Source organism: Streptococcus sp. HMSC073D05 (assembly GCF_001812015.1).
GTDB classification, from domain to species: Bacteria; Bacillota; Bacilli; order Lactobacillales; family Streptococcaceae; genus Streptococcus; species Streptococcus parasanguinis_D.
Window position 1 is genome coordinate 1 of record NZ_KV807494.1, and the last position, 21,759, is coordinate 21,759.

Below are 21,759 nucleotides of genomic sequence, written 5' to 3' on the forward strand. Positions count from 1 at the left end.
GTACAAACCACCCGTTTGACGGGTGGTCATGATTCATCAAAAAAAGCATGAAAGATGAAGAAAACCCGATCTTTCATGCTTTTTAAATAGGGAGACCATATTAAGATTTTCGAGAACGTTGACTAGAAAGTTTTTTGTTTTCCCAGTAGCTATTAAAGACAATTTCCTTTTGTTCTCGGCTTTTATTAAGGAAATGAGCATAGATCAAATCGACCACAATGAGGAGTGGTAAAATAGCAGAAATTCGATCGATATAGGTACTACTAGGAAGAGGTGCGGCCGGTAACACTTCTGTGAATCCTTGGTGGATGGCAGCCGGGTTAGCGGTCACAAGAATCGTTTTAGCCCCTTTTTCTTTGGCGTCCAGGAGACTGTCTGTAATGGAGTTGGTGCCTCCTGACAATGAGAAACCGATGACTAAACAAGAGGAATCGAGAATACTGGTCGTCCAAGCAAAGCCGTCTTGATCAGTCAGAGCTTCACAAACAACGCCTAGTCGCATAAAGCGCAATTTCATTTCTCGAGCGACTAAACCGGAACTACCAATCCCGAAGAAATAGACTCGGTCCGCTTGATTGATCAGCTCAGCTATTCGATGCAATTGGGAATCTTTTACCAGACTTTCAGTGACGTTGCTGATATGGTGGTAGCGTTGCAAGACGCTGAGAGTGAGTTCGTCATGTTCTTGCACTTGTTTTTGATTCTTTGTTTCCTCATTAAAATGATAGACAAACTCCCGATAGCCGGAAAAGCCACATTTTTGAGAGAAACGTGTTAAAGCTGCCTTTGAGACGTGGAGTAACTCCGTTACACGAGAAGAGGACAGGGAGTGCTGTCTTGCTTCTGACGATAAAAAATATTGGGCAATGTCGCGTTCCATATCCGTTAACTCAGCTTCATGGCTGGCGATAATGTCGCGTAAATCTTGATCTTGTTTCACAGCAATCCTCCTTTCTCACGAGATGAAATAACAGGATACTCCTATAATATATTACACATTATAACATGGGTAACCGCTTTATTCAAGTAAAAGAAATCAAGAAATACTGAAACTAGGAACAGGATATGAGAAAAGAAGAGAGCGCTACCAAACTTGAAACTAAGCTCTTATTGGTTGTCCACAATTTTCTGAAAATTCCCGGTTGGGCCTGAACAAACGATATGAATTGTGGTATAATTTAAGATAATTGTACTGTTGTTGGAAGAACAATAGTTGAATAAGGAGGTGTGACGATGTCGAATGCAACACTCGAGATGATGCAAGAGATCGAGCAAGCTGCTCAAGGCGTGATCGTAGGCTATGAAGCTCAAGTCGAACAAATCCGAACGGATTCACGCGATCGCCTTGCAACAGTGGCACAGCATTACGATGAGGAAATCAAGCAATTGGTCACAGAGGCAGAAAAAAATGCCCAGGAAAAACTCGTCCGTTTAACGAAAGATCTGGAAGAAACGGTTGCGCGCAATGATGCCAAAGTACAGCAAGCGATGACCGATAAGCGAGCTGGGTTAGTTGAAGCCATTGTAGAAAAGGTGGTAGCAAGCTATGGCCGTTAGTCAGATGCAAAAACTGTCCCTCATCTTGCCCAAAGATGACTTGGACAGTCTCCTACTAGCGCTGCAGTCTGAGGCGAAAATCCAGATTTATGACCTAAGTGAGCATGAAGAATGGCAGGCTGCCTTTGAGGCAAATACCTTGTCTCAACCCTTGACAGAGGACAATCGTCAAGCCTTGGTAGAGCTGCAAAAACGTCAAGAACAAGTTGAAAAAATGATTCAGACTCTGGAGCCCTACATGCCTGAGAAGAAGGCCCTGCAAGCTCTGAAGGAAGAACCCTTAAGCTTGTCTTTTGATGACTTGCAGGCCCACGGGATGATTCGAGATGAGGATCTTCTATTGACCAAGTTGAAACGCCAATTGCGCGTGTTAGACAAGGCTCGCCAGAAGATTGCGGATGCAAAGGGTGAGATAGAGCGCTTAGAAAAATGGCGACCGTTAGAGGTGACGCCAGCTGCCCTCGCTACTTTTCACTATGTGCATGGCTTGATCGGGACCATCCCAAATAGCGATACAGACGCTGTTCGTTCTTCCTTAAAAGCTCATCCAGAGCTGGAGTTAGAAGAAGTCTTTACGTCTGAGACTGAACACGGCTATGTCATCTTGTATCGTTCGGGAGACCGTGTAGCTGTTCAGGAGCTTCTGGAAGACCATGGGTTCAAAGAATTGGACTATGAAGAAGAGCAAGTCCCAGCCGCTTACTTGGATCGCCTAGAAGGGGAAATCAAAGAGCAAGAAGCTGTAGTTGCAGCAACCCTAGCCGAGTTACAAAACTCCCAGAAGGAGCTGGACCAGCTCAAGTACCAGATGGATTACTTGCTGAGTTCGGGAGCTCGTGAGGAAGCCAAGTCGCTTCTTGCCAGCACGCAAAGCTTGGTAGCTCTAGAGGGTTGGATTGAAACCTCCCAAGTGGCCTCATTGCGAGACTTCTTGCAAGAAGGTTTTGGTTCTCGGGTCTTACTAGAGACACGCGATGTGACGGAAAAAGATTGGGATGACGTTCCGATCCAGTTGCGAAATAATGCCTTGGTAGAGCCCTTTGAATTAGTCACAGAGATGTACGCCCTGCCTAAGTATTACGAGAAAGATCCGACACCAATCGTTTCTCTCTTCTACTTTGTTTTCTTTGGCATGATGGTCGCAGATATCGGTTATGGACTGTTGCTAACGGTAGCGACAGGCTTTGCCCTTAAAGCCTTCAAGCTCAAGCCTGCTACAGCCAAGAACCTTCGTTTCTTCAGTCTCCTCGGGGTTTCAGTTGCCCTTTGGGGTGTGGTCTATGGCTCTTTCTTTGGATTTGAGATGCCTTTTGCCCTGATCAGTACGACCAGTAACGCCATGACCATCCTGATCCTCTCAGTGGTCTTTGGTTTTGTCACTGTCTTAGTTGGACTGTTCCTAGGGGGGATGAAAAATATTCGCCTCAAAGACTACACGGAAGCCTATAATGCTGGCTTTGCTTGGGTCTTGATCCTACTTGGTTTAATGCTTCTAGCAGTAGGCAATATCTTGCCAGGAATGAGCATTTTAGTTCCGGTTGGCAAGTGGTTAGCTATTTTGAATGCCATTGGGATATTGATTGTTTCCATTGTCAGTGCCAAGAAGCTATCCGGTCTAGCCTCTGGTCTCTTTAACCTCTACAATGTTAGTGGCTATGTCGGAGACTTGGTCAGCTTCACTCGTTTGATGGCCTTGGGCTTATCTGGAGCCAGTATCGGTTCAGCTTTTAACCTCATTGTCAATCTCTTTCCACCGCTTGGACGGTTTACGGTAGGGCTTGTGCTCTTTATCGTCCTACATGCCATTAATATGTTCCTGTCCTTCTTGTCAGGATATGTGCATGGAGCCCGTTTGATCTTTGTGGAGTTCTTTGGTAAGTTCTACGAAGGAGGAGGCAAGCCATTTCGTCCTCTCAAACCTTCTGAACGCTATATTAAAACAAAAAAATAAGTATTATCTTTAATAAATAGGAGTATATTCATGGAATCTTTAGCATCATATTTTTCAGCCCATGGGGGCGCCTTCTTTGCAGCATTTGGTGTGGCGATCGCCGTTGCACTTAGTGGAATGGGATCTGCCCTTGGGGTTGGTAAAACGGGTCAAGCAGCAGCAGCGCTCTTGAAAGAACAACCTGAAAAATTTGCCCAAGCCTTGATTTTGCAATTGTTGCCAGGTACACAAGGTTTGTACGGTTTCGTTATCGGGATCTTGATCTGGTTGCAAATTAAGCCAGATATGCCACTTGAAACAGGGGTCGCTTACTTCTTTACAGCTCTTCCAGTTGCGATCGTTGGTTATTTCTCAGCCAAACACCAAGGAAATGTTGCGACAGCAGGGATGCAAATCTTGGCCAAACGCCCTGAAGACATGATGAAAGGGGTTATCCTTGCGGCCATGGTTGAAACCTACGCCATCTTGGCCTTCGTTGTGTCCTTCCTATTGACCCTACGCGTCGGCTAAGACCTAGCTTTGATGGATTCGCCTTACGAGGCGAAAAACACAAGACGCATGCAATAGGAGAAAAAACGATATGGATGAACAAACCCAATTAAAGGATTCGATCTTGGCCCAAGCCCACGAAAAAGGGCGTAAACTCTTAGAAGAGGCCAAGGAAACCATCCTAAAAGAAGAGACTGCGCAAGAAGAGCGTTTGATCCAAGATAAACTCAATCAACGCTCCGAGCAGCTCAAGCGGATTCAACGTCAATTGCAACGTGAAACCCAACAAATCGAAAATAAAAAACGCCAATCAACCCTTGTCACCAAGCAACGAGTCTTAAAGGATCTCTTTGCGGATGCTTATGAAGCAATGGTGGCTTGGCCCCTTGAAAAGGAAATGCAGTTTGTAGATGCGGTCTTAGATCGCTATCAGGGACAAGTTGTGACCCTGACCTTCGGTGCGGTGAGCGCTGCTAAATTTGATTCAGCAGCTCTCGAGAGATTGAAGCAGACGCATCAGAATGTGACAGTTGCAGATGCAACGATCTCAGCTCAAGCAGGTTTTGTCTTGTCGGTTGGGAAGATTGATGACAACTATCTCTACCGTGATTTGGTGGATTCCATTTGGGAGCAAGAAAGCTACCAGATGGCAGCCAGCATTTTCACAAATGAAGAGAACTAGGAGGTTGCAATGAGCGAACGGACCTATTCTCAAGTCAATACAGGAATCAGCGTACGTGAGGCTAGTTTTGTCAGTCCCAGTCAGTTCGAGCAGTTGCTTGCAAGTCCCTCCAGCGAGAGTCGAGAAGGCTTGCTACAAGGGACGCCTTATGCTCTAGATAGCAAAGAGATCAAGGATTTAGCAGCCCTTGAAGCCCGTCTGATGGCAGCCTTGTTGGCAGAATACCAATGGGCTTTTGAGGTAAGCCCTCAGTCAGACCTGGTTAGCCTTTTTACTTTGAAGTACACCTATCATAATCTCAAGGTTTATCTAAAACACAAGGCGACAGAGCGCAAGTTGGGGCACTTATTGATCCCTATCGGTCCTTATTCTCTCGATGTGCTCGAGCATTTGGTGGCGACCTTTTCTGCGGAGCATTGTCCGGCCTTTATGGCGGAAGAAGTGGCTGCAACCTGGCAAGAATTCCAAGACTATCAGGACTTGCGAGTCCTCGAAATTGGGATGGACTTAGCTTATTTTAAACACCTGAGATACTTAGGGGACAGCCTAGATCATCCGATTCTGAAGCAGTTGGTGGACGTGACCATTGACTTTTACAATGCGATTACGGTCAAGCGGGCCTTGGATCAGCAAAAACCGCATAGCTTTATGCACCAATTGCTCTCAGATGAAGGGAGCCTCAGTGCCCATCAGGTGATCGACCTGCTAGAATCCGGTCAGTGGTTGACCTGGTTTTATCAAGTCAATCCGCTAGAGTACGATCTCGCTTTAGAGACTTATGAAGAAAAGATGCGCACCGGTCAACTAAAGACCGTAGAGTTGGAGTATTTAGAGAGTTTGGTGAAATTCAGTCTTCTAGACGCTGGCCGTTTCGAAGTTGATGGACCCCTCCCTCTTGTTCGTTATCTTTACGGAAAAGAGTTAGAGGTGACCAACCTTCGTTTGGTCCTCTCTGGTTTGGACAATGGTTTTCCGCTAGCAGACATCAAAGAAAGGATGAGACCGATTTATGGACAAACAGACCTATAAGATCGCCGTTGTGGGCAATCGGGACGCCATCCTTCCTTTTCGCCTGATTGGCTTTCAAACCTATCCGGTCACAGAGCCACAAGAAGCGATCAATACCTTGCGAAAACTCAGTCGGGAAAACTTCGGGATTATCTACCTGACAGAGGATATTGCTCAGGCCATTCCAGATACAGTGGCTTTTTACGACCAGCAGCTGACTCCGGCTCTGATCCTTATCCCGACCCATAGAGGAACTACGGGACTGGGCCAACAGCGGATTCGTGATAATGTCGAAAAAGCAGTAGGACAGGATATTTTATGAGAACAAATGAATTTGGCCAAGCGATTGGCGATGCACTGCCGGATTTTACACCGGGGCGTCTGCCAGCTATTGAGCGGATCGAAGGTCGCTATACTGTGATCGAGCGCCTCTCAAAAGAAAAACATGGAGCAGATCTTTATCAGGTCTACGGGCCGGACTCTCCAGCAGCGATGTGGACCTTTCTGTTCAAAGGCCCTGCCCGCAATGAAGAGGAGTGGGACCACTTATTAGATGATCTTATGACAGCCCAAGGTCGCTTTTACTATGCGATTGTAGACAAAGATTCAGGCAAGGCTTTGGGGACTTTCTCTCTCATGCGGATCGATCAAGCCAACCGGGTGATCGAAGTCGGAGCAGTGACCTACTCACCAGCGCTCCAAAAGACACGCATGGCTACGGAAGCCCAGTATCTATTAGCGCGCTACGTGTTTGAAGATTTAGGCTACCGCCGCTATGAGTGGAAATGCGATGCCTTAAACCAAGCATCTCGCAAAGCAGCTGAGCGCTTAGGGTTCACCTATGAAGGCTGTTTCCGTCAGGCTGTTGTTTATAAAGGTCGTACCCGCGATACAGACTGGTTGTCTATCATTGACCAAGAATGGCCAGCAATCAAAGAGCGCTTCGAAGCCTGGTTGGATCCAAGCAATTTCGATGCCAATGGCCAACAAAAGCAAGCTCTAAGAGAGATAGCACAAAAGTAAAACAAAGAAACAAAGGATTCCCAGGAGGAATACATGACTCAAGGAAAAATTATCAAAGTTTCCGGTCCCTTGGTGGTCGCATCAGGGATGCAGGAGGCCAATATCCAAGACATTTGCCGGGTCGGCGATCTTGGTTTGATTGGCGAAATTATTGAGATGCGGCGTGACGAAGCCTCTATCCAAGTATACGAAGAAACGTCTGGAGTTGGTCCAGGAGAACCAGTGGTAACAACCGGAGCCCCCCTTTCTGTTGAATTGGGACCAGGCTTGATCTCTCAGATGTTTGATGGGATCCAACGCCCCTTGGAACGTTTCCAAGAAGTCACCGCCAGTGACTTCCTCGTTCGTGGGGTGCAAGTTCCTAATCTCGATCGGGACACCAAATGGGCCTTCGAACCAAGTGTAACAGAAGGAACTGAGGTAGTCGCAGGAGACATCGTCGGTACCGTTCAGGAGACCAATATGGTGGAACACCGCATCATGGTGCCATTTGGAGTCAGTGGACGTGTGACCAAGATCGCAGCAGGTTCTTACACAGTAGAAGAGCCGGTTTATGAGATCGAGCAGGCAGATGGCAGTCTCTTTAGCGGAACCTTGATGCAAAAATGGCCGGTTCGTCGAGGCCGTCCCTTTGCACAAAAACTGATTCCGGTAGAGCCTTTGGTCACAGGTCAACGGGTCATCGATACCTTCTTCCCTGTTACGAAAGGTGGAGCTGCAGCTGTTCCTGGTCCTTTCGGAGCTGGAAAAACCGTTGTGCAACACCAGGTGGCCAAGTTTGCCAATGTAGACATCGTGATTTATGTCGGTTGTGGGGAACGTGGAAATGAAATGACGGACGTTCTGAATGAATTTCCAGAATTGATCGATCCAACAACTGGCCAATCCATCATGCAACGGACTGTTCTGATCGCCAATACTTCGAACATGCCAGTAGCAGCGCGGGAAGCTTCTATCTACACAGGGATCACTATTGCCGAATACTTCCGTGATATGGGCTATTCCGTTGCCATCATGGCTGATTCGACATCGCGCTGGGCTGAAGCCCTCCGTGAAATGTCTGGTCGTCTAGAAGAAATGCCCGGAGATGAAGGTTACCCAGCCTATCTTGGTAGCCGGATCGCCGAATACTACGAGCGAGCCGGTCGGGTCAAGACGCTTGGAACTACTGCGCGCGAAGGTTCGATTACGGCGATCGGTGCCGTTTCCCCTCCAGGTGGAGATATTTCAGAGCCGGTAACGCAAAATACCTTGCGGATCGTTAAGGTTTTCTGGGGCTTAGATGCTCAATTGGCCCAACGTCGTCACTTCCCAGCTATCAACTGGTTGAGTTCGTATTCCCTTTACCAAGATGAAGTTGGTCGCTATATCGATTTACATGAACAAATCAGCTGGTCTGAAAAAGTGACCCGTGCTATGAACTTGCTTCAAAAGGAAAGTGAATTGCAAGAAATCGTTCGCTTGGTTGGTCTAGATTCCTTATCTGAAAAAGACCGCTTGACCATGAATGCGGCCAAGATGATCCGTGAAGACTACCTGCAACAAAATGCCTTTGATGAGGTCGATACCTATACCTCTTTCAGCAAGCAGGTGGCCTTGTTGACCAACATTTTGACCTTTGACCAAGAAAGTCAAAAAGCACTAGAATTAGGGGCTTACTTCACAGAAATCATGGAAGGAACCCTAGCTCTTCGAGACCGTATTGCCCGGAGCAAGTTCATCCATGAGGATCAGTTGGCAACCATTCAAGCCCTGAAAGAAGAAATCGTAGAAACCCTACACCAAATCGTCGCAAAAGGAGGAGTAGACAATGAGCGTAATTAAAGAATACCGTACTGTCAGCGAAGTTGTTGGCCCCTTGATGATTGTCGATCAGGTCGAAGGGGTTCACTACAATGAACTAGTAGAAATCAAGCTTCATGACGGAACGACCCGTCAGGGACAAGTCCTCGAAGTCCAAGAAGACAAGGCTATGGTCCAACTCTTTGAAGGATCTAGCGGGATCAACTTGGAAAAAGCCAAAGTCCGCTTTACTGGACGTCCCCTAGAACTCCCTGTGTCTGAAGACATGGTCGGACGCATCTTTAACGGGATGGGCAAACCCATCGATGGCGGTCCAGAGATTATCCCAGAGAAGTACTTGGACATTGATGGACAAGCCATCAACCCTGTTTCGCGGGACTATCCGGATGAATTTATCCAGACAGGGATCTCAGCCATTGACCATTTGAATACCTTGGTTCGGGGCCAAAAACTCCCAGTATTCTCAGGTTCTGGTCTTCCTCACAAGGAGTTGGCGGCTCAGATTGCTCGTCAAGCGACGGTTCTTAATTCTGAAGAAAACTTCGCTGTGGTCTTTGCGGCTATGGGGATTACCTTTGAAGAAGCCGAGTTCTTTATGAACGACCTTCGCGAGACAGGAGCCATTGACCGCTCTGTCCTCTTTATCAACCTAGCCAACGACCCAGCTATCGAGCGGATTGCCACGCCTCGGATCGCCTTGACCGCAGCAGAATATTTGGCTTATGAAAAAGATATGCACGTCTTGGTTATCATGACCGACATGACCAACTACTGTGAAGCCCTTCGGGAAGTATCTGCTGCCCGCCGGGAAGTTCCAGGTCGTCGGGGCTATCCAGGTTACCTTTATACTAACCTCTCAACCCTCTACGAACGTGCAGGACGCTTGGTTGGAAAGAAAGGATCTGTGACCCAAATTCCGATCCTCTCCATGCCAGAAGATGACATCACCCACCCCATCCCTGACTTAACAGGCTACATCACCGAAGGTCAGATTATTCTGTCCCGCGATCTCTATAATAGTGGTTACCGCCCACCGATCAATGTTCTTCCATCCCTTTCTCGTTTGAAGGACAAGGGTTCTGGTGAAGGCAAGACTCGGGAAGACCATGCGGCGACCATGAACCAGCTCTTTGCAGCCTACGCCCAAGGAAAACAAGCCAAAGAACTGGCTGTAGTGCTTGGGGAATCTGCCTTGTCAGATACCGACAAGCTCTATGTTAAATTTACGGACCGCTTTGAGCAAGAATACATCAACCAAGGCTTTACCACCAATCGGACGATTGAGGAAAGTTTGGATCTCGGTTGGGAGCTCTTATCCATCCTTCCACGAACAGAGCTTAAACGGATCAAGGATGAGATGATTGACAAGTATCTGCCAAACAAAGAGGATTAGCCTATGGCACGATTAAATGTAAAACCAACTCGGATGGAGCTCAATATTCTCAAAGAGCGCCTCAAGACAGCAACCCGGGGGCACAAGTTGCTCAAGGATAAGCGGGATGAACTCATGCGTCGCTTTATTGAAGCTGTGCGTGAGAATAATCGTCTGCGCCAAAAGGTGGAGGCAGCGCTGGTGGGCAATATGCAAGATTTCGTGATGGCCAAGTCCTTAGAGAGCGACCTCATGGTAGAAGAAATCTTTGCCGTTCCCACTCGAGAAGTGATGCTACACATCGAGGAAGAAAATGTCATGAGTGTGCGCGTGCCCAAGCTCCATGCTCGTATCGATAACCCCTACGGAGAGGATGAAGGGGACGTGGTTTATAGCTACCTCGCCTCCAACAGTCAAATGGATAGCACCATCCAAGAAATGGGGGATCTACTCCCTGATTTGCTCAAGTTAGCGGAAATCGAAAAAAGCTGTCAACTCATGGCAGATGAAATCGAGAAAACCCGCCGTCGAGTGAACGGACTCGAGTATGCGACCATCCCAGACCTCAAAGAGACTATCTATTATATCGAAATGAAACTCGAAGAAGCCGAACGCGCCAACCTCGTCAGAATCATGAAGGTCAAATAAGATACAAAGCCCGTAAAATGCAGAGTGAAAATAGGAAATTCTTGCAGTGAGCGATGCTCACAAGAGAATTTATCTTTTTCACCCAGCATTTAGGGCGTGTTCAATTCATAAGATACAAAGAGTTGTAGGCGTGTTCAATTGCTTAAAAAATACAAGAACCTCATCGAGGAACCGCTCCTTGATGAGGCTTTTTTTGCGCCCTCGAACTCTTCTTCCAGCACCCTATTTTTATGTTACTAGTTTGTAACAATGTGACAAGAAAGACGAAATGTTACAAGAAAAATACAGTTTTGTTAAATAGCCAAAAAGGCCTTTTATTATTTTTAAATTGTGATACTATAGTATAGTAGTTCATTTGTCCAAGAAAATCTTGAGCAAAAAAACAAAGAAAAAAGAGGATAAAAGATGAAATTAAAAGTTAATACGAAAGCCTTGATCGCTTCAACAGTAGCTCTTGCAGTGATTCCATTTACAAAAGCCACTGCAGAAACACTTGAAGATTGGGTAGCTCGCTCAGTAGATGAAATCAAACATGATATCCAACAAAGCGGTGAAAACCAACAAACTTATACCATCAAATATGGTGATACATTGAGTTCGATCGCAGAAGCACTTGGAATCGATGTTCATGTGTTGGCAAACTTGAACAACATCAGCAACATGGATTTGATCTACCCAGGTACTGTTTTGAAAACAACAGTAAATGATCAAAAAGAAGTAACTTCAGTTGAAATCCAAACTCCTCAAGCAGGTGCGACAGATGCAACCGTTGCAAGTGCTGACTTGACAACAAACCAAGTGACAGTTGATGATCAAACAGTCGCTGTCAACGATTTGTCTAAACCAGTCAATGAAGATAACAAAGCAGTTCCAGTTGCTCCAGCAGCAGAAGCTCAAGAAGCTCCAGTAGTTGCTGTCCCAGGAGCAGAAACACCAGCTCAACCTGCTGTTCCAGAAACACCGAACTACGGTGCTCCAGCTGTTAATGTTGAAACTCAAAACCCAGAAGCAGCAGCTGCCCCTCAATCTGCTCCAGCCCCAGCAGCACCTGCTGAAACAACACCAGCTGCGGAAGCAGCTCCTGCAGAAACACCAGTTGCTCCAGCAGAGGAAGCTCCGGCAGCACAACCTGCAGCAGTAGAAACTGCTGCTGCCCCTGAAGTGCAACCAGTAGCAGAAACCTCAACGAGCGGAAATACGATTCCAACTGATCCACACCTTAAATCACAAGCAGAAGCTTTCCGTCAAGAAATCGCTGCGAAATTCGGTATCACAAACATTGGTGGTTACCGTGAAGGGGATCCAGACGATCATGGTAAAGGACTTGCAGTGGACGTAATGGTTCCAACAAATTCAGAGCTTGGAGATCAAGTTGCACAGTATGCGATTGACAACATGGACCGTGCAGGTATCTCATATGTTATCTGGAAACAACAATTCTACATGCCAGTAAATAACATGTACGGACCAGCTAACACTTGGAACCAAATGCCTGACCGTGGTGGAGATACAGCAAACCACTATGACCACGTACATATCTCATTTTACGAATAAATAAAATTCAATCCAGAAACGTTGAACTAGGACGAGCTCCTAGTTCTTTTTTTGTAGGCAGAAAAAAGGCCGGAAGACAAACTTCCAGCCAGAGCTTCATTATAATATTTTATCGACTTTTTCTACCTGATAGAGAGCAAATGCCATGATAAGGGTTAATATCAATAATAAAACGACAGCTGGTGTCCAAGAGTGGAAGAGGGATTTGCTGTAGCCGAAGAGGATGGGCCCAAAGGCTGCAAAGACGTAGCCTCCTGTTTGGGCAAGACCAGAAAGTTGAGCTGTTTTTTCAGGTGTGCTGGATTTCATGGAGAAAGCGACCATGAGGTAAGGGAAGAGCGAACTAACGGAACTTCCAATTAGGGCATTGATTATCAACCAGTAGAAGAAGTTGCTGGTCGGGATTAAGAGCATGGCTACCCCCAGAATCCCTGCTCCGACAACAATCGTAAGCATCAAGTGTCGATTGCGATCGGATAACCGTGTCGTTAAACTTGGGATCGTCAAGGAGAATGGGAGACTGATCAGGGTGAAGACGGAGGCCAGTAGTCCAGATTCAACCTTTGAAAGGCCAGCTTGAACAGCCATGGTCGGAAGCCAGGTCATACTTGTGTAGAAAAGCAGTGACTGCAAGCCTCCAAAAATCATGATAGCCCAGACATATTTATTGGTATACCACTTGCTACTAGATTCCGTAGTAGCCGTCTTTTTTAGATGGTGGTTGTAGCGAAGGTTAGGAATCCAGATGACCAAAGCAAGAGCACACAAGGCTGTCAAGATGTTGACCAAACCTTGCCAAGAAGTGGCTTTGGTGATCGGAACGGCCACAGAAGAGGCGATCGCTGTGGACATCCCCATAGAAGTGATGTACAAAGTGGTCAGAATGCCTAGTTGGCGGGGCCTGTTCGCCTGAATCAGGCTTGGAAGCAGCACATTGAGAAAGGCGATGCCAGCTCCAATCAAGATGGTTCCCAGATAGAGAAAGGGGAGATTGATAATCCGAATGGCAGATCCGATCGTCATTGCGATCAAAACTAGGAAAAAGAGGCGCTCAATCCCCAATTTTTTAGCAAATTGAATCGCAAAAGGTGAGAAAATGGCAAAGGTGAGAAGTGGCAAGCTAGTCAATAGCCCCAGAGAGCTCACATCTACCCCCAAACCAGCAGCGATGTCAGACAAGACCGTCGGAAGCGTAGTAAATGGTGTTCGTAAAACAATCCCAAGCATAATGATGCCTGGGATGAATAGCATAGAATGTGTTTTTTTCATAAATCCTCCTCAGACAAAAATTCTCTTCATTATAACATAGATCGAGCATAAATTGGATTATTTGTACAAATGAAGGGTAAGGACCGTAGTTTTCGTTTCGCTTGAACTGCGTCAACGTACCTAAGTTCGTCTACGCCCCTATTGGACTTGACTCACTAAGGTACGTAGAAAAAGCCACCGGTTTTGGTGGCTCTTATAGGGAGATTATTATGAAAAAGTTTAGGATTTTCTATCAAACAAAGTTAGGAGGTCTTTATTTGATGGTTTTATTATAAGGCGGTTTGCTTAAAGAAAACTTAAGAAAAGGCGCTGATCGAAAGAATCGGTCTGAAGTCTGAGACGTCTTTATTCGCTGAAGAAATCAATGCCGGTTTTGTTGAGTTCGTTGACTCGCAACATGAATTTTGTTTTGATTTGAACAAGCGGGCTTCCGAAATTTTCGAGTGCAATCAAACCTTCCAGGGCTTTTAAGACTTGCTTGGCACGGTAAACCCCTTCCTTGTCATTTAAGCCAAGGAGGGCATAGACCTGCATAAATTCTAACTGCATGGAAATACTGGTGTTTAAAATCGGTTTGCGCTTGCGAAGCTGGTTAATCGATTGAAGAAAATTCAGAGCTTCTAAGTAGAGTTCTTTTTTAATAAGATAGTTAGCTAGATTTAACAGTAAAGAGGCCAATGCATTGGCAGAGTAGGCAGAATAACTGCTTTCAAAAAGTTCCAAGGATTCCTTTCGAATCTTAGCGACGACTTCATAGGGCAAGACAGATAAAAGGGCAATGGTGAAGTCTTGCTCAATTTCATTTTGATAGGCAAAAGGCACTTCTTGAGCGATTCGTTGAATCGACACAGGTGCGTCTTCCAGGTGGATCTCTTTTCCCATCGCGTTATTGACATTGATTTCAAGCGAACGCAAATAGAGTTGCCAGAGCTCTTTGTTCTCCTCTGCAACAGGCGATTTTTCATGCTTTAAGCGCTCAATAATGGACAGAAAATCCATGTTTTCTTGATTGATGTGCTTCATCAAAATGGGGCTGAAATTTTGAATGGTTAAGCCAGGATAATGAGACAAAAAGGTGTCCCAATCCACCCCCATAGACAGCAAGAGGCGAGAGAAGGTCTCAATGGTTACTCCTTTTTGAGAACGCTCAAATTGGCTGAGGAACTGAGGAGAGACAATGTCTGCAGCGACTTCTTTTAGAGAAAGACCGCGTGCTTCACGAATCTTACGAAATGTTGGACCAAATGGCGAAGATGAGGACATAGGGGAACTTCCTTTCAATTATCATACCATTAGTATACCTCAAAAAAGGCTGGAGTTAAACTCAGAGTTTAATTTTTGACAAAAAAACTAGAAATTCTTCGATTTTTAAGAAAAATGAAACTATAGTTTACATGGCCCTTTTTTAGGGAAGGATTTTTGATAAAATAAGGTCAATTCTAAAAGATACGCTTATAACAAAAGGAGATTTACAATGACGACACAAGAAATTTTACAACTATTAGATGAAAAGCGCGTACTAACAGCCCCTGCAGCAGTTGCTTGGGATGAAGTTCAACGGCAACAAAACCGTTTAAATAAAGCAGCGAAGAGACTCAATGGGCCAATCACGGTCACACTGGCCCTCAATCTTCTTTTTGCTTTTACGATTTTTCTCTTAGAACAAAGTCACCTCATGCACGGTTTTCTATTGATGCTCGGGTTGATGGGCGGGCTGATTGCTTTCAAATACTTTGTATTTGTAGCCCCAGCCAAGCAAGCTCTTGCCAATGCCCAGGCTCTTTATAACCAGGAAATCAGCCAACCAGCCTACCAACAAGGGATGCAAGGTTTCCCACAAAAATTTTACAATTACCACGACCTCTTCCGACTATATAATTTAATCGCAGAAGGCCGTGCCTCTACCTTGCCAGAAGCCTACAATCTGCTTGAAATGCAACAATTCCATGAAACCCAAGTCAATCTGCAAGAAGAAGCCAATGCCCTACAAGCCGATATCGCACGTAGCTCAAGGGTCAGCGCCGTTGCTAATGTAGTCACTGCTTACAATACTTATCGCATCCACAAAGATATGTAATGTCAAAAAGATAAAAGATGAAAAAACCTCCCGAGAGTCTAGATCAAAAATCAGAGCTCTCGTGGAGGTTATTTTGTTGTTCTGTAAAAAGTAGTTCCGCACGGCATCCATGTACCTAAGTTCACTAACGTATTAAGGAACGTAGTTTTCGCTCCGCTCAAACTGCATCAATATCTCTAAATTCGGTTGAACTCTCTGAGTTCACCTCATTAAGTATTATAAGGACCGTAGTTCTCACTGTCGTTCGAACTGCATCAATGTACCTAAGCTCACTAACGTTCACTAAGGTACGTAGAAAAAAGCCACCGATTTTGGTGACTCTTATAGGGAGATTATTATGAAAAAGTTTAGGATTTTCTATCAAACAAAGTTAGGAGGTCTTCATTTGATGGTTTTATTATAAGGCTCATTTCTTAAAGAAAACTTAAGAAAAGACACGGTCTATAAGAATCGGTCTTAGGTCTGATAATTTTTTTACAACAGACTCTATTTAGATTTTTTTCTAAATAGAGTTGACAAAATGATATGGAAGGTTTACAATCTATTTAGAAAGATATCTAAATAGATTAGAGGAGATAGAGAATGAATTTTGCGCAAACATTTAAAGCTTTATCGAATCCGATAAGAAGAAGTATCTTAGAACTGCTAAAGGCGGGGAAATTATCTGCTGGTGATATCGCTGGCCACTTTGATGTAGCAGGAGCGACCATTTCCCATCATTTAAGCCTCCTCAAGCAGGCAGATTTAATTCGAGAGGAAAAAGAGAAGAATTTTATCTACTATGAACTCAATACTTCTGTCTTGGAGGATTTAATGGTCTGGCTCGTTGATTTGAAAGGAGACTCTACTGATGAAAACGAATAAAAAACTATTGATATTAACCTCTATGGTGATCCTTTTCCCCATACTTTGGGGGCTGATGATTTGGTCGCAATTGCCTAACCAAATCCCGATTCACTTCAATTTTGCTGGCCAGGCCAATAACTTCCAATCGAAACCCCTGGTTGTGTTTGGTCTTCCTATTTTCGATCTCATGGTGCATCTGTTTATGATCTTTATGATCGGTCGCGATTCTAAGAATAGCGCTATGAATGAAAAAATGATCAGAGCGATTTACTGGTTGACCCCAATCGTTTCCTTAAGTACCTCCTATCTCATCTATAGCAAGGCGCTAGGATCTACTACCAATCCATCAGTTTTTGTTTCGGTTCTGCTGGGTCTCATCTTTGTAATCATGGGCAATTACATGCCTAAGCTAAAAGTGAATCACACGGTTGGAATCCGTCTGCCTTGGACCTTACAGAGTGAGGATAACTGGCACAAAACCCATCGCTTGGCAGGGAAGTTGTGGGTTCTCGGAGGCTTAATCCTCCTACTGGAAGCAGGCCTTCAATTCGCGCTTTCTTATGTACTGGTGCTGGTCATCCTCGCCATTGTGTTAATCCCTGTGATGTACTCTTATCAATTAAGTCGGAAAAATCGTTAGTATGAAAAGACAACCAGAGAAGAAGCCAGTCGGGAGCTGTTTTCTTTTCCGGTTGTTTTTGCTTATTCATCGTTTCAAATTTAAAACTTTCAGGAAAATATTTATTTTTCGGAAAGTCAAGATTTTGTTATACGCTGATAACTGGAAATTTTTTTCATCAAGAAAATAGTCAATTTTATACTTTATAAAAGTGAAAACTGGAAATTTTTCAAACCTGAATTTTAGTAAAAATGTACTTTACTAAATTCAAAAAATTGATTAAATCAAAGTTTCTAGGCCTACAAGGGGTTTAAAAGGGACTATTTTTGTACATTACGCATCTAAGCTACTCAATCAAAAAATGTACTTTATTCACCCCTAAAATAATGTACAAAACAAAAATAAAGTACACTTTTTAAAGAATGTACTTTATGCTTCTAATTCAGTTGTATCAATGGTTTAGCTCTTGTTAAGTCAATTGTACATAAACTTTTAGTTTTTATTTATGATATACTGGTACCGTAATTATATCCTTACAGAGGTTAAGTAAGGGTTTCAGTACACGTCAATAGATGTCAAAATATTGATTTTAAGCGATTTTTGATTTTTGGAAACTCATTATATCGCACTACAAATCAATAAAAACTCTACCTCTTACTCTACCTTTTTTAGATAAATATATCATCTGGATATTGAAGTTAAGCCCTGCTATCATTTCGATGGCAGGGCTTTTTAATGTTTGGGACACTACCTTCTTATCTATATTTTGATGGAGCTGAAGTTGACATCTACAAAGTTTAATGTTAAAATACATTCAAAAATATATTTGAATGAGGTGTTTTATGATTCAAAATATTGTTACTTCAATAATCCTGTATTCTGGGACAGCCGTAGACTTACTTATTATCCTAATGTTATTTTTTGCCAAAAGAAAAAGCAGAAAGGACATTATTAACATCTATTTAGGACAATTTCTAGGCTCTGTTAGTCTAATATTCCTAAGTTTGCTTTTTGCATTTGTCTTAAATTATATTCCTAGTAAAGAGATTTTAGGTTTACTCGGTTTGATTCCAATTTTCCTAGGCCTCAAAGTTTTGCTTTTAGGAGATTCTGATGGAGAAGCTATTGCAAAAGATGGTTTGCGAAAAGACAATAAAAACTTGATTTTTCTAGTCGCTATGATTACTTTTGCAAGTTGTGGCGCTGACAATATTGGTGTCTTTGTCCCATATTTTACCACCTTAAATTTAGCGAATTTGATAGTGACTTTACTTACTTTTCTAGTCATGATTTATCTCTTGGTTTTTTCTGCCCAAAAATTGGCACAAGTCCCTTCTGTTGGAGAAACTTTGGAAAAATATAGCAGATGGTTTATTGCCGTTGTCTATTTAGGATTGGGGATGTATATCCTGATTGAAAACAACAGCTTTGACATGCTGAGGGCTGTGTTCGGCTAGGAGAAAAAATTATGAAAAAAGATAGTATCTGTCAAGTGGATGTTATAAATCAACAAAATGTTATAACCGCAACGAACTACCTTGAAAAGGAAAAAGTCCAAAAATCACTTCGTATTTTATCAAAGTTTACCGATAATAAACAGATAAATATCATCTTTTATCTCCTTGCTGTTGAAGAACTCTGTGTCTGTGATATAGCCTGTTTACTAAATCTCAGTATGGCATCTGCCTCTCACCATCTTCGTAAACTAGCCAATCAAAACATCTTGGATACTAGAAGAGAGGGGAAAATTATATATTATTTTATAAAAGATGAGGAAATCAGAGATTTTTTTAATCAACTAGGATAACAACTATTTTTACTACTTTTCCATGATTATATATAGGACTTATCTATGAAATTTTTTGATGAAAATTACTCACAAGAAAGACCTGCTCGTAGCAAATGTTTAAGAAAAAAGTATAATTTAAAGCAAAGCGACCTAGGTAATGCAGGTCAAGTTAGCCAAGTTGAAAAGGGAGGAATTTGAAAGGATTTGTATCTTTTATTTTTTGTTTCATTTATGTCCTATGCTACTGGAATAGTTAGTAGTCATTTCATGAATCATACGGCACAGCTCTTTTATGGACTGATCGTTATTGTTTCAACGGTAGCAAACTGGTTTTTACATAAAGTAATTGATAAACCCAATATAGATCAGAAAGAATTACTTGAAGCTAACGCACAATATAGAAAGTTATTGATACCTGACCTAATAATTAAAGGAGTGGGATTGATTCTATCCTTAATTCTCTATCCTCCGATTATGATGTATAGTGTTTTGATTGCGGCATTTTACATCATAACTTTAAAAACACTATCTGAAAAAAGAGTGAATAACTAGAAAACGGTGACCAAAGTTAGGTGTATTATTTTAATGCTTACAGACCTAAACTATTCCCCTATTAAAACAATATTGATTCAAATTTTATGAAATGAATAAGTAGATTTCGTTCAGAAAATCCTTGATATTACGCTGTTTTTAGTCCAACTGAAATCCATACTTTCCAAACCAGGCTTGAAAAAAGCTCGTAAAGCATCACAATTTAGTAAACGTTAAAACTTATTTAAACTTATTGAAAGCATTTCGTATCAAAAATACGGGATGCTTTTTCTGTTCACCCCAAATTTTTGTAACTAGGTGATACTTGAAATTAATACAAATTTGGTTGTTTTTGATAAATCTAAGCAACACTACATGATGAAGTGAAAGGGGATGAATCTTTGATAGTATTCACTTATTGTGAAATATGATATATTTATTAATTAGATGGATGAATACTTCTAGAGTTAAATATAGTATAATAGGGACATACTTTTTGGTTTATTTTTGTTTGTAGTCGGATTATGAAAGAATATCCAATATTATGCGATAAGATAGAATGTTACAAAAAAGAAAGGGGATGCAATCCGATGAAGAAAGACAGATTAATTGTATTGACAGATGCTGTTCTAGCAATTATTATGACCATCTTGGTTTTAGAGTTAGAAAAACCAACAACACCAAGTCTTGAAGCTTTTTGGGATTTACGGCAAAATTTCTTTGCTTGTTTTCTTTCCTTTTTCTGGTTGGGATCGTTATGGATGGCACTAAACACATTATGGGAAAAGGTTGAGAAAATTTCCTCAGAAATTATTTGGTGGAATTTGTTTCTACTCTTGGAGCGGCAGGAGTTCTCTTTGGAGAATTTCATGCCATCCAAGATACCAGTCTGAATGATGTGGTGGACCGGATCTATATAAATGTCAAGGATTTACCGTTTCAGTCCTTGGGAGCTTTAGCTAATATCCTGTCTGATATTAAGAAGGGACTGATTCAAGACAGTCATATCTGGTCTTTCTTCCAGTCATTTTTCAAACAATATCAGTTGATAATCAGCTTAAATCAGATCTATCAGTTTGTCTATCTTTCTCTGATGGAGATCATGTCCTATCTTCACTTTGATTATTGGAAAAAAACGGCTCGGTCAGGAGCTAGTATGAATAAGGAGAACAAATGAAACGTTTAAAAATGTTATGGCATATTATGCAGGTTACGGGTTTTACTCGGTTTGCTCTGAGTTTTGTGACCTTTGTTTTTGGGTCAGGAGGCGTGCTTTTCCTAGTTGAACCTGCTATCACAAATTACGGAGACGGTCTTTGGTATGCTTTTGTGACTTCGACGACTGTCGGCTACGGGGATCTCCTAGCTGTGACCTTGATTGGAAGGATTACCAGTGTCTTCTTGACGATTTATGGGCTCATATTTTTTGGCTGTTTATCAGCTGTTATTTTTAATTATTATACCAATTTAAATAAGGAAAGAGGAGAGGACAAATGACTGCCAATTATTCAACACGGGAATACCGTGAGAAATTATACGATGACCTTCATGTTCGATTGAGAGATACAGCGATTTTGATGTGTGCAATTTTTATTGCCTCTATCGGACTAAATATGAATTCAACAGCTGTCATTATAGGAGCCATGTTGATTTCACCTCTCATGACACCGATTGTTGGACTGGGATTCGGTTTAGCTATTTTTGATACGCGTTTAATCAAGCAATCTCTAGAGGTTTTATTGACTCAAGTGTTGGTCAGTTTGCTTGTCTCGACTCTGTATTTCTGGATTTCTCCCTTGTCTTATGCAAGTAGCGAGTTGATTGCACGAACCTCTCCAACCATTTGGGATGTCCTCATTGCTATTGCTGGTGGGATTGCTGGTGTGATCGGTTCAAGGAAAAAAGAAGCAAACAATATCGTGCCAGGAGTAGCCATTGCTACAGCTCTGATGCCGCCTATCTGTACTGCTGGCTATGGTTTAGCTAATGGGAATGTACGATTTTTATTGGGGGCTCTCTATCTTTTCTTGATCAACTGTGTCTTTATCATGCTAGCCAACATTGTTGGAACAAGAATTTTGATGAGAAAATCTCCTTTAACTTCATTTAAAGAGCTGAGCATTAAAATGAGAATTGGCTTGATATCTTTGATTGTATTGTTGATTCTTCCAGCTAGCTATTCGGCAGTTACTCTGACAATAGAACAAGCGCGCAAAGAAGGGATCAAACAGTTTGTAGGAAAAGAGTTCGCCAATTATACGGTTATTAATCAAGTCTACAAGTCAAGTAACAATGAATTGGTCTTGACGGTTGTTGGAGATCCGATTTCAGAAGAAGAATTAGAAACACTCCACCAAAAACAAGCCTCTTACGGTATTCAATCTGTTCAATTGAAAGTGAATCAAGTTCAGAACTCGCCAACATTAGATAGTGAAGCGACCAAGGAATTTTATGAAAACATTGACAAGTATATTGATCAAAAACTCTCTGAAAAAGATTCACAAAACGATCTCGTAAAAGAAAATGAAGCAGACAAGGATT

The 21,759-nt window shown here is 42.7% G+C and carries 26 protein-coding genes; 22 read left to right on the forward strand and 4 right to left on the reverse strand.

From position 1 onward, the window contains the following. Nucleotides 1–100 precede the first annotated feature (100 nt). Nucleotides 101–940, reverse strand: a complete 840-nt coding sequence (locus HMPREF2832_RS06535) for a MurR/RpiR family transcriptional regulator (protein ID WP_070506090.1) — start codon at nucleotides 938–940, stop codon at nucleotides 101–103. A gap of 293 nt (nucleotides 941–1,233) precedes the next feature. Here HMPREF2832_RS06535 and HMPREF2832_RS06540 point away from each other — a divergent pair, with 293 nt between their 5' ends. The 11 genes from HMPREF2832_RS06540 to HMPREF2832_RS06590 all read left to right on the forward strand — a co-directional run bounded on the left by HMPREF2832_RS06540 (nucleotide 1,234) and on the right by HMPREF2832_RS06590 (nucleotide 12,087). Then, nucleotides 1,234–1,557 carry a hypothetical protein gene (locus HMPREF2832_RS06540; protein ID WP_070506092.1) on the forward strand — a complete coding sequence of 108 codons (324 nt, stop codon included), beginning with the start codon at nucleotides 1,234–1,236 and terminating at the stop codon, nucleotides 1,555–1,557. Next, complete coding sequence (locus HMPREF2832_RS06545; protein WP_070506094.1) at nucleotides 1,547–3,508, forward strand: V-type ATP synthase subunit I; 1,962 nt, start codon at nucleotides 1,547–1,549, stop codon at nucleotides 3,506–3,508. Before HMPREF2832_RS06540 ends, HMPREF2832_RS06545 begins: the two co-directional genes overlap by 11 nt. A gap of 30 nt (nucleotides 3,509–3,538) precedes the next feature. Continuing rightward, a complete protein-coding gene (locus HMPREF2832_RS06550) occupies nucleotides 3,539–4,018 on the forward strand; it encodes a V-type ATP synthase subunit K (RefSeq protein WP_003009435.1) in 480 nt (159 codons plus the stop codon). Nucleotides 4,019–4,088: 70 nt separating this feature from the next. Next, nucleotides 4,089–4,679, forward strand: a complete 591-nt coding sequence (locus HMPREF2832_RS06555) for a V-type ATP synthase subunit E family protein (protein ID WP_070506095.1) — start codon at nucleotides 4,089–4,091, stop codon at nucleotides 4,677–4,679. A gap of 9 nt (nucleotides 4,680–4,688) precedes the next feature. After that, a complete protein-coding gene (locus tag HMPREF2832_RS06560; protein WP_070506097.1) occupies nucleotides 4,689–5,708 on the forward strand; it encodes a V-type ATPase subunit in 1,020 nt (339 codons plus the stop codon). Then, nucleotides 5,689–6,009 carry a V-type ATP synthase subunit F gene (locus HMPREF2832_RS06565; RefSeq protein ID WP_003009443.1) on the forward strand — a complete coding sequence of 107 codons (321 nt, stop codon included), beginning with the start codon at nucleotides 5,689–5,691 and terminating at the stop codon, nucleotides 6,007–6,009. Before HMPREF2832_RS06560 ends, HMPREF2832_RS06565 begins: the two co-directional genes overlap by 20 nt. Continuing rightward, complete coding sequence (locus HMPREF2832_RS06570) at nucleotides 6,006–6,710, forward strand: GNAT family N-acetyltransferase (RefSeq protein WP_070506098.1); 705 nt, start codon at nucleotides 6,006–6,008, stop codon at nucleotides 6,708–6,710. The genes HMPREF2832_RS06565 and HMPREF2832_RS06570 overlap by 4 nt, the downstream gene beginning before the upstream one ends. A 33-nt stretch (nucleotides 6,711–6,743) precedes the next feature. After that, a complete protein-coding gene (locus HMPREF2832_RS06575) occupies nucleotides 6,744–8,534 on the forward strand; it encodes a V-type ATP synthase subunit A (RefSeq protein ID WP_070506100.1) in 1,791 nt (596 codons plus the stop codon). Then, nucleotides 8,521–9,906 carry a V-type ATP synthase subunit B gene (locus tag HMPREF2832_RS06580; RefSeq protein ID WP_003002370.1) on the forward strand — a complete coding sequence of 462 codons (1,386 nt, stop codon included), beginning with the start codon at nucleotides 8,521–8,523 and terminating at the stop codon, nucleotides 9,904–9,906. Before HMPREF2832_RS06575 ends, HMPREF2832_RS06580 begins: the two co-directional genes overlap by 14 nt. A 3-nt stretch (nucleotides 9,907–9,909) precedes the next feature. Further along, nucleotides 9,910–10,533, forward strand: a complete 624-nt coding sequence (locus HMPREF2832_RS06585; RefSeq protein ID WP_003009455.1) for a V-type ATP synthase subunit D — start codon at nucleotides 9,910–9,912, stop codon at nucleotides 10,531–10,533. A 405-nt stretch (nucleotides 10,534–10,938) separates the two neighbouring features. Continuing rightward, entirely contained in the window at nucleotides 10,939–12,087 is a 1,149-nt protein-coding gene (locus HMPREF2832_RS06590; RefSeq protein ID WP_049498126.1) for a M23 family metallopeptidase, read from the forward strand. A 99-nt stretch (nucleotides 12,088–12,186) separates the two neighbouring features. Here HMPREF2832_RS06590 and HMPREF2832_RS06595 read toward each other — a convergent pair whose 3' ends face one another. Both HMPREF2832_RS06595 and HMPREF2832_RS06600 read right to left on the reverse strand, forming a co-directional pair. Next, nucleotides 12,187–13,356 (reverse strand): CynX/NimT family MFS transporter, encoded by a 1,170-nt coding sequence (locus tag HMPREF2832_RS06595; protein WP_049498125.1) that lies wholly within the window; start codon nucleotides 13,354–13,356, stop codon nucleotides 12,187–12,189. A gap of 345 nt (nucleotides 13,357–13,701) precedes the next feature. After that, entirely contained in the window at nucleotides 13,702–14,619 is a 918-nt protein-coding gene (locus tag HMPREF2832_RS06600; RefSeq protein WP_003015436.1) for a helix-turn-helix domain-containing protein, read from the reverse strand. 211 nt (nucleotides 14,620–14,830) lie between these two features. On the opposite strand from HMPREF2832_RS06600, the gene HMPREF2832_RS06605 reads away from it, so the two are divergent. From HMPREF2832_RS06605 to HMPREF2832_RS06615, 3 genes are all read left to right on the forward strand, one after another. Beyond that, complete coding sequence (locus tag HMPREF2832_RS06605) at nucleotides 14,831–15,433, forward strand: hypothetical protein (protein ID WP_013904431.1); 603 nt, start codon at nucleotides 14,831–14,833, stop codon at nucleotides 15,431–15,433. 582 nt (nucleotides 15,434–16,015) lie between these two features. Continuing rightward, entirely contained in the window at nucleotides 16,016–16,297 is a 282-nt protein-coding gene (locus tag HMPREF2832_RS06610; RefSeq protein ID WP_003009465.1) for an autorepressor SdpR family transcription factor, read from the forward strand. Continuing rightward, nucleotides 16,284–16,919 carry an SdpI family protein gene (locus HMPREF2832_RS06615; RefSeq protein WP_070506101.1) on the forward strand — a complete coding sequence of 212 codons (636 nt, stop codon included), beginning with the start codon at nucleotides 16,284–16,286 and terminating at the stop codon, nucleotides 16,917–16,919. Before HMPREF2832_RS06610 ends, HMPREF2832_RS06615 begins: the two co-directional genes overlap by 14 nt. A 607-nt stretch (nucleotides 16,920–17,526) precedes the next feature. Here the strand turns inward: HMPREF2832_RS06615 and HMPREF2832_RS10520 are convergent. Continuing rightward, nucleotides 17,527–17,712: a FanG protein gene (locus HMPREF2832_RS10520; RefSeq protein ID WP_083306326.1), complete on the reverse strand. Its 186-nt coding sequence runs from the start codon at nucleotides 17,710–17,712 to the stop codon at nucleotides 17,527–17,529. Nucleotides 17,713–17,740: 28 nt separating this feature from the next. Between HMPREF2832_RS10520 and HMPREF2832_RS06620 the strand changes: the two genes are divergently transcribed. The 8 genes from HMPREF2832_RS06620 to HMPREF2832_RS06645 all read left to right on the forward strand — a co-directional run. Further along, a complete protein-coding gene (locus HMPREF2832_RS06620) occupies nucleotides 17,741–18,355 on the forward strand; it encodes a CadD family cadmium resistance transporter (RefSeq protein WP_315940637.1) in 615 nt (204 codons plus the stop codon). An 11-nt stretch (nucleotides 18,356–18,366) separates the two neighbouring features. Then, a complete protein-coding gene (cadX, locus tag HMPREF2832_RS06625; protein ID WP_003004755.1) occupies nucleotides 18,367–18,705 on the forward strand; it encodes a Cd(II)/Zn(II)-sensing metalloregulatory transcriptional regulator CadX in 339 nt (112 codons plus the stop codon). A 45-nt stretch (nucleotides 18,706–18,750) separates the two neighbouring features. After that, complete coding sequence (locus HMPREF2832_RS10525; protein ID WP_003004655.1) at nucleotides 18,751–18,885, forward strand: hypothetical protein; 135 nt, start codon at nucleotides 18,751–18,753, stop codon at nucleotides 18,883–18,885. A 33-nt stretch (nucleotides 18,886–18,918) separates the two neighbouring features. After that, on the forward strand, nucleotides 18,919–19,239 hold the full coding sequence (locus tag HMPREF2832_RS06630) for a hypothetical protein (RefSeq protein ID WP_070506104.1): 321 nt from the start codon (nucleotides 18,919–18,921) through the stop codon (nucleotides 19,237–19,239). A gap of 569 nt (nucleotides 19,240–19,808) precedes the next feature. Next, a complete protein-coding gene (locus HMPREF2832_RS09895; RefSeq protein WP_006151097.1) occupies nucleotides 19,809–20,111 on the forward strand; it encodes a TMEM175 family protein in 303 nt (100 codons plus the stop codon). Further along, nucleotides 20,036–20,395 carry a hypothetical protein gene (locus tag HMPREF2832_RS06635; protein ID WP_000397555.1) on the forward strand — a complete coding sequence of 120 codons (360 nt, stop codon included), beginning with the start codon at nucleotides 20,036–20,038 and terminating at the stop codon, nucleotides 20,393–20,395. Before HMPREF2832_RS09895 ends, HMPREF2832_RS06635 begins: the two co-directional genes overlap by 76 nt. Further along, nucleotides 20,392–20,715, forward strand: coding sequence for a potassium channel family protein (locus HMPREF2832_RS06640; protein ID WP_000825751.1), 324 nt, complete (start codon nucleotides 20,392–20,394; stop codon nucleotides 20,713–20,715). Before HMPREF2832_RS06635 ends, HMPREF2832_RS06640 begins: the two co-directional genes overlap by 4 nt. After that, on the forward strand, nucleotides 20,712–21,759 hold a 1,048-nt coding region (locus HMPREF2832_RS06645), incomplete at its 3' end, for a DUF389 domain-containing protein (RefSeq protein ID WP_000126416.1). The genes HMPREF2832_RS06640 and HMPREF2832_RS06645, both read left to right, overlap by 4 nt.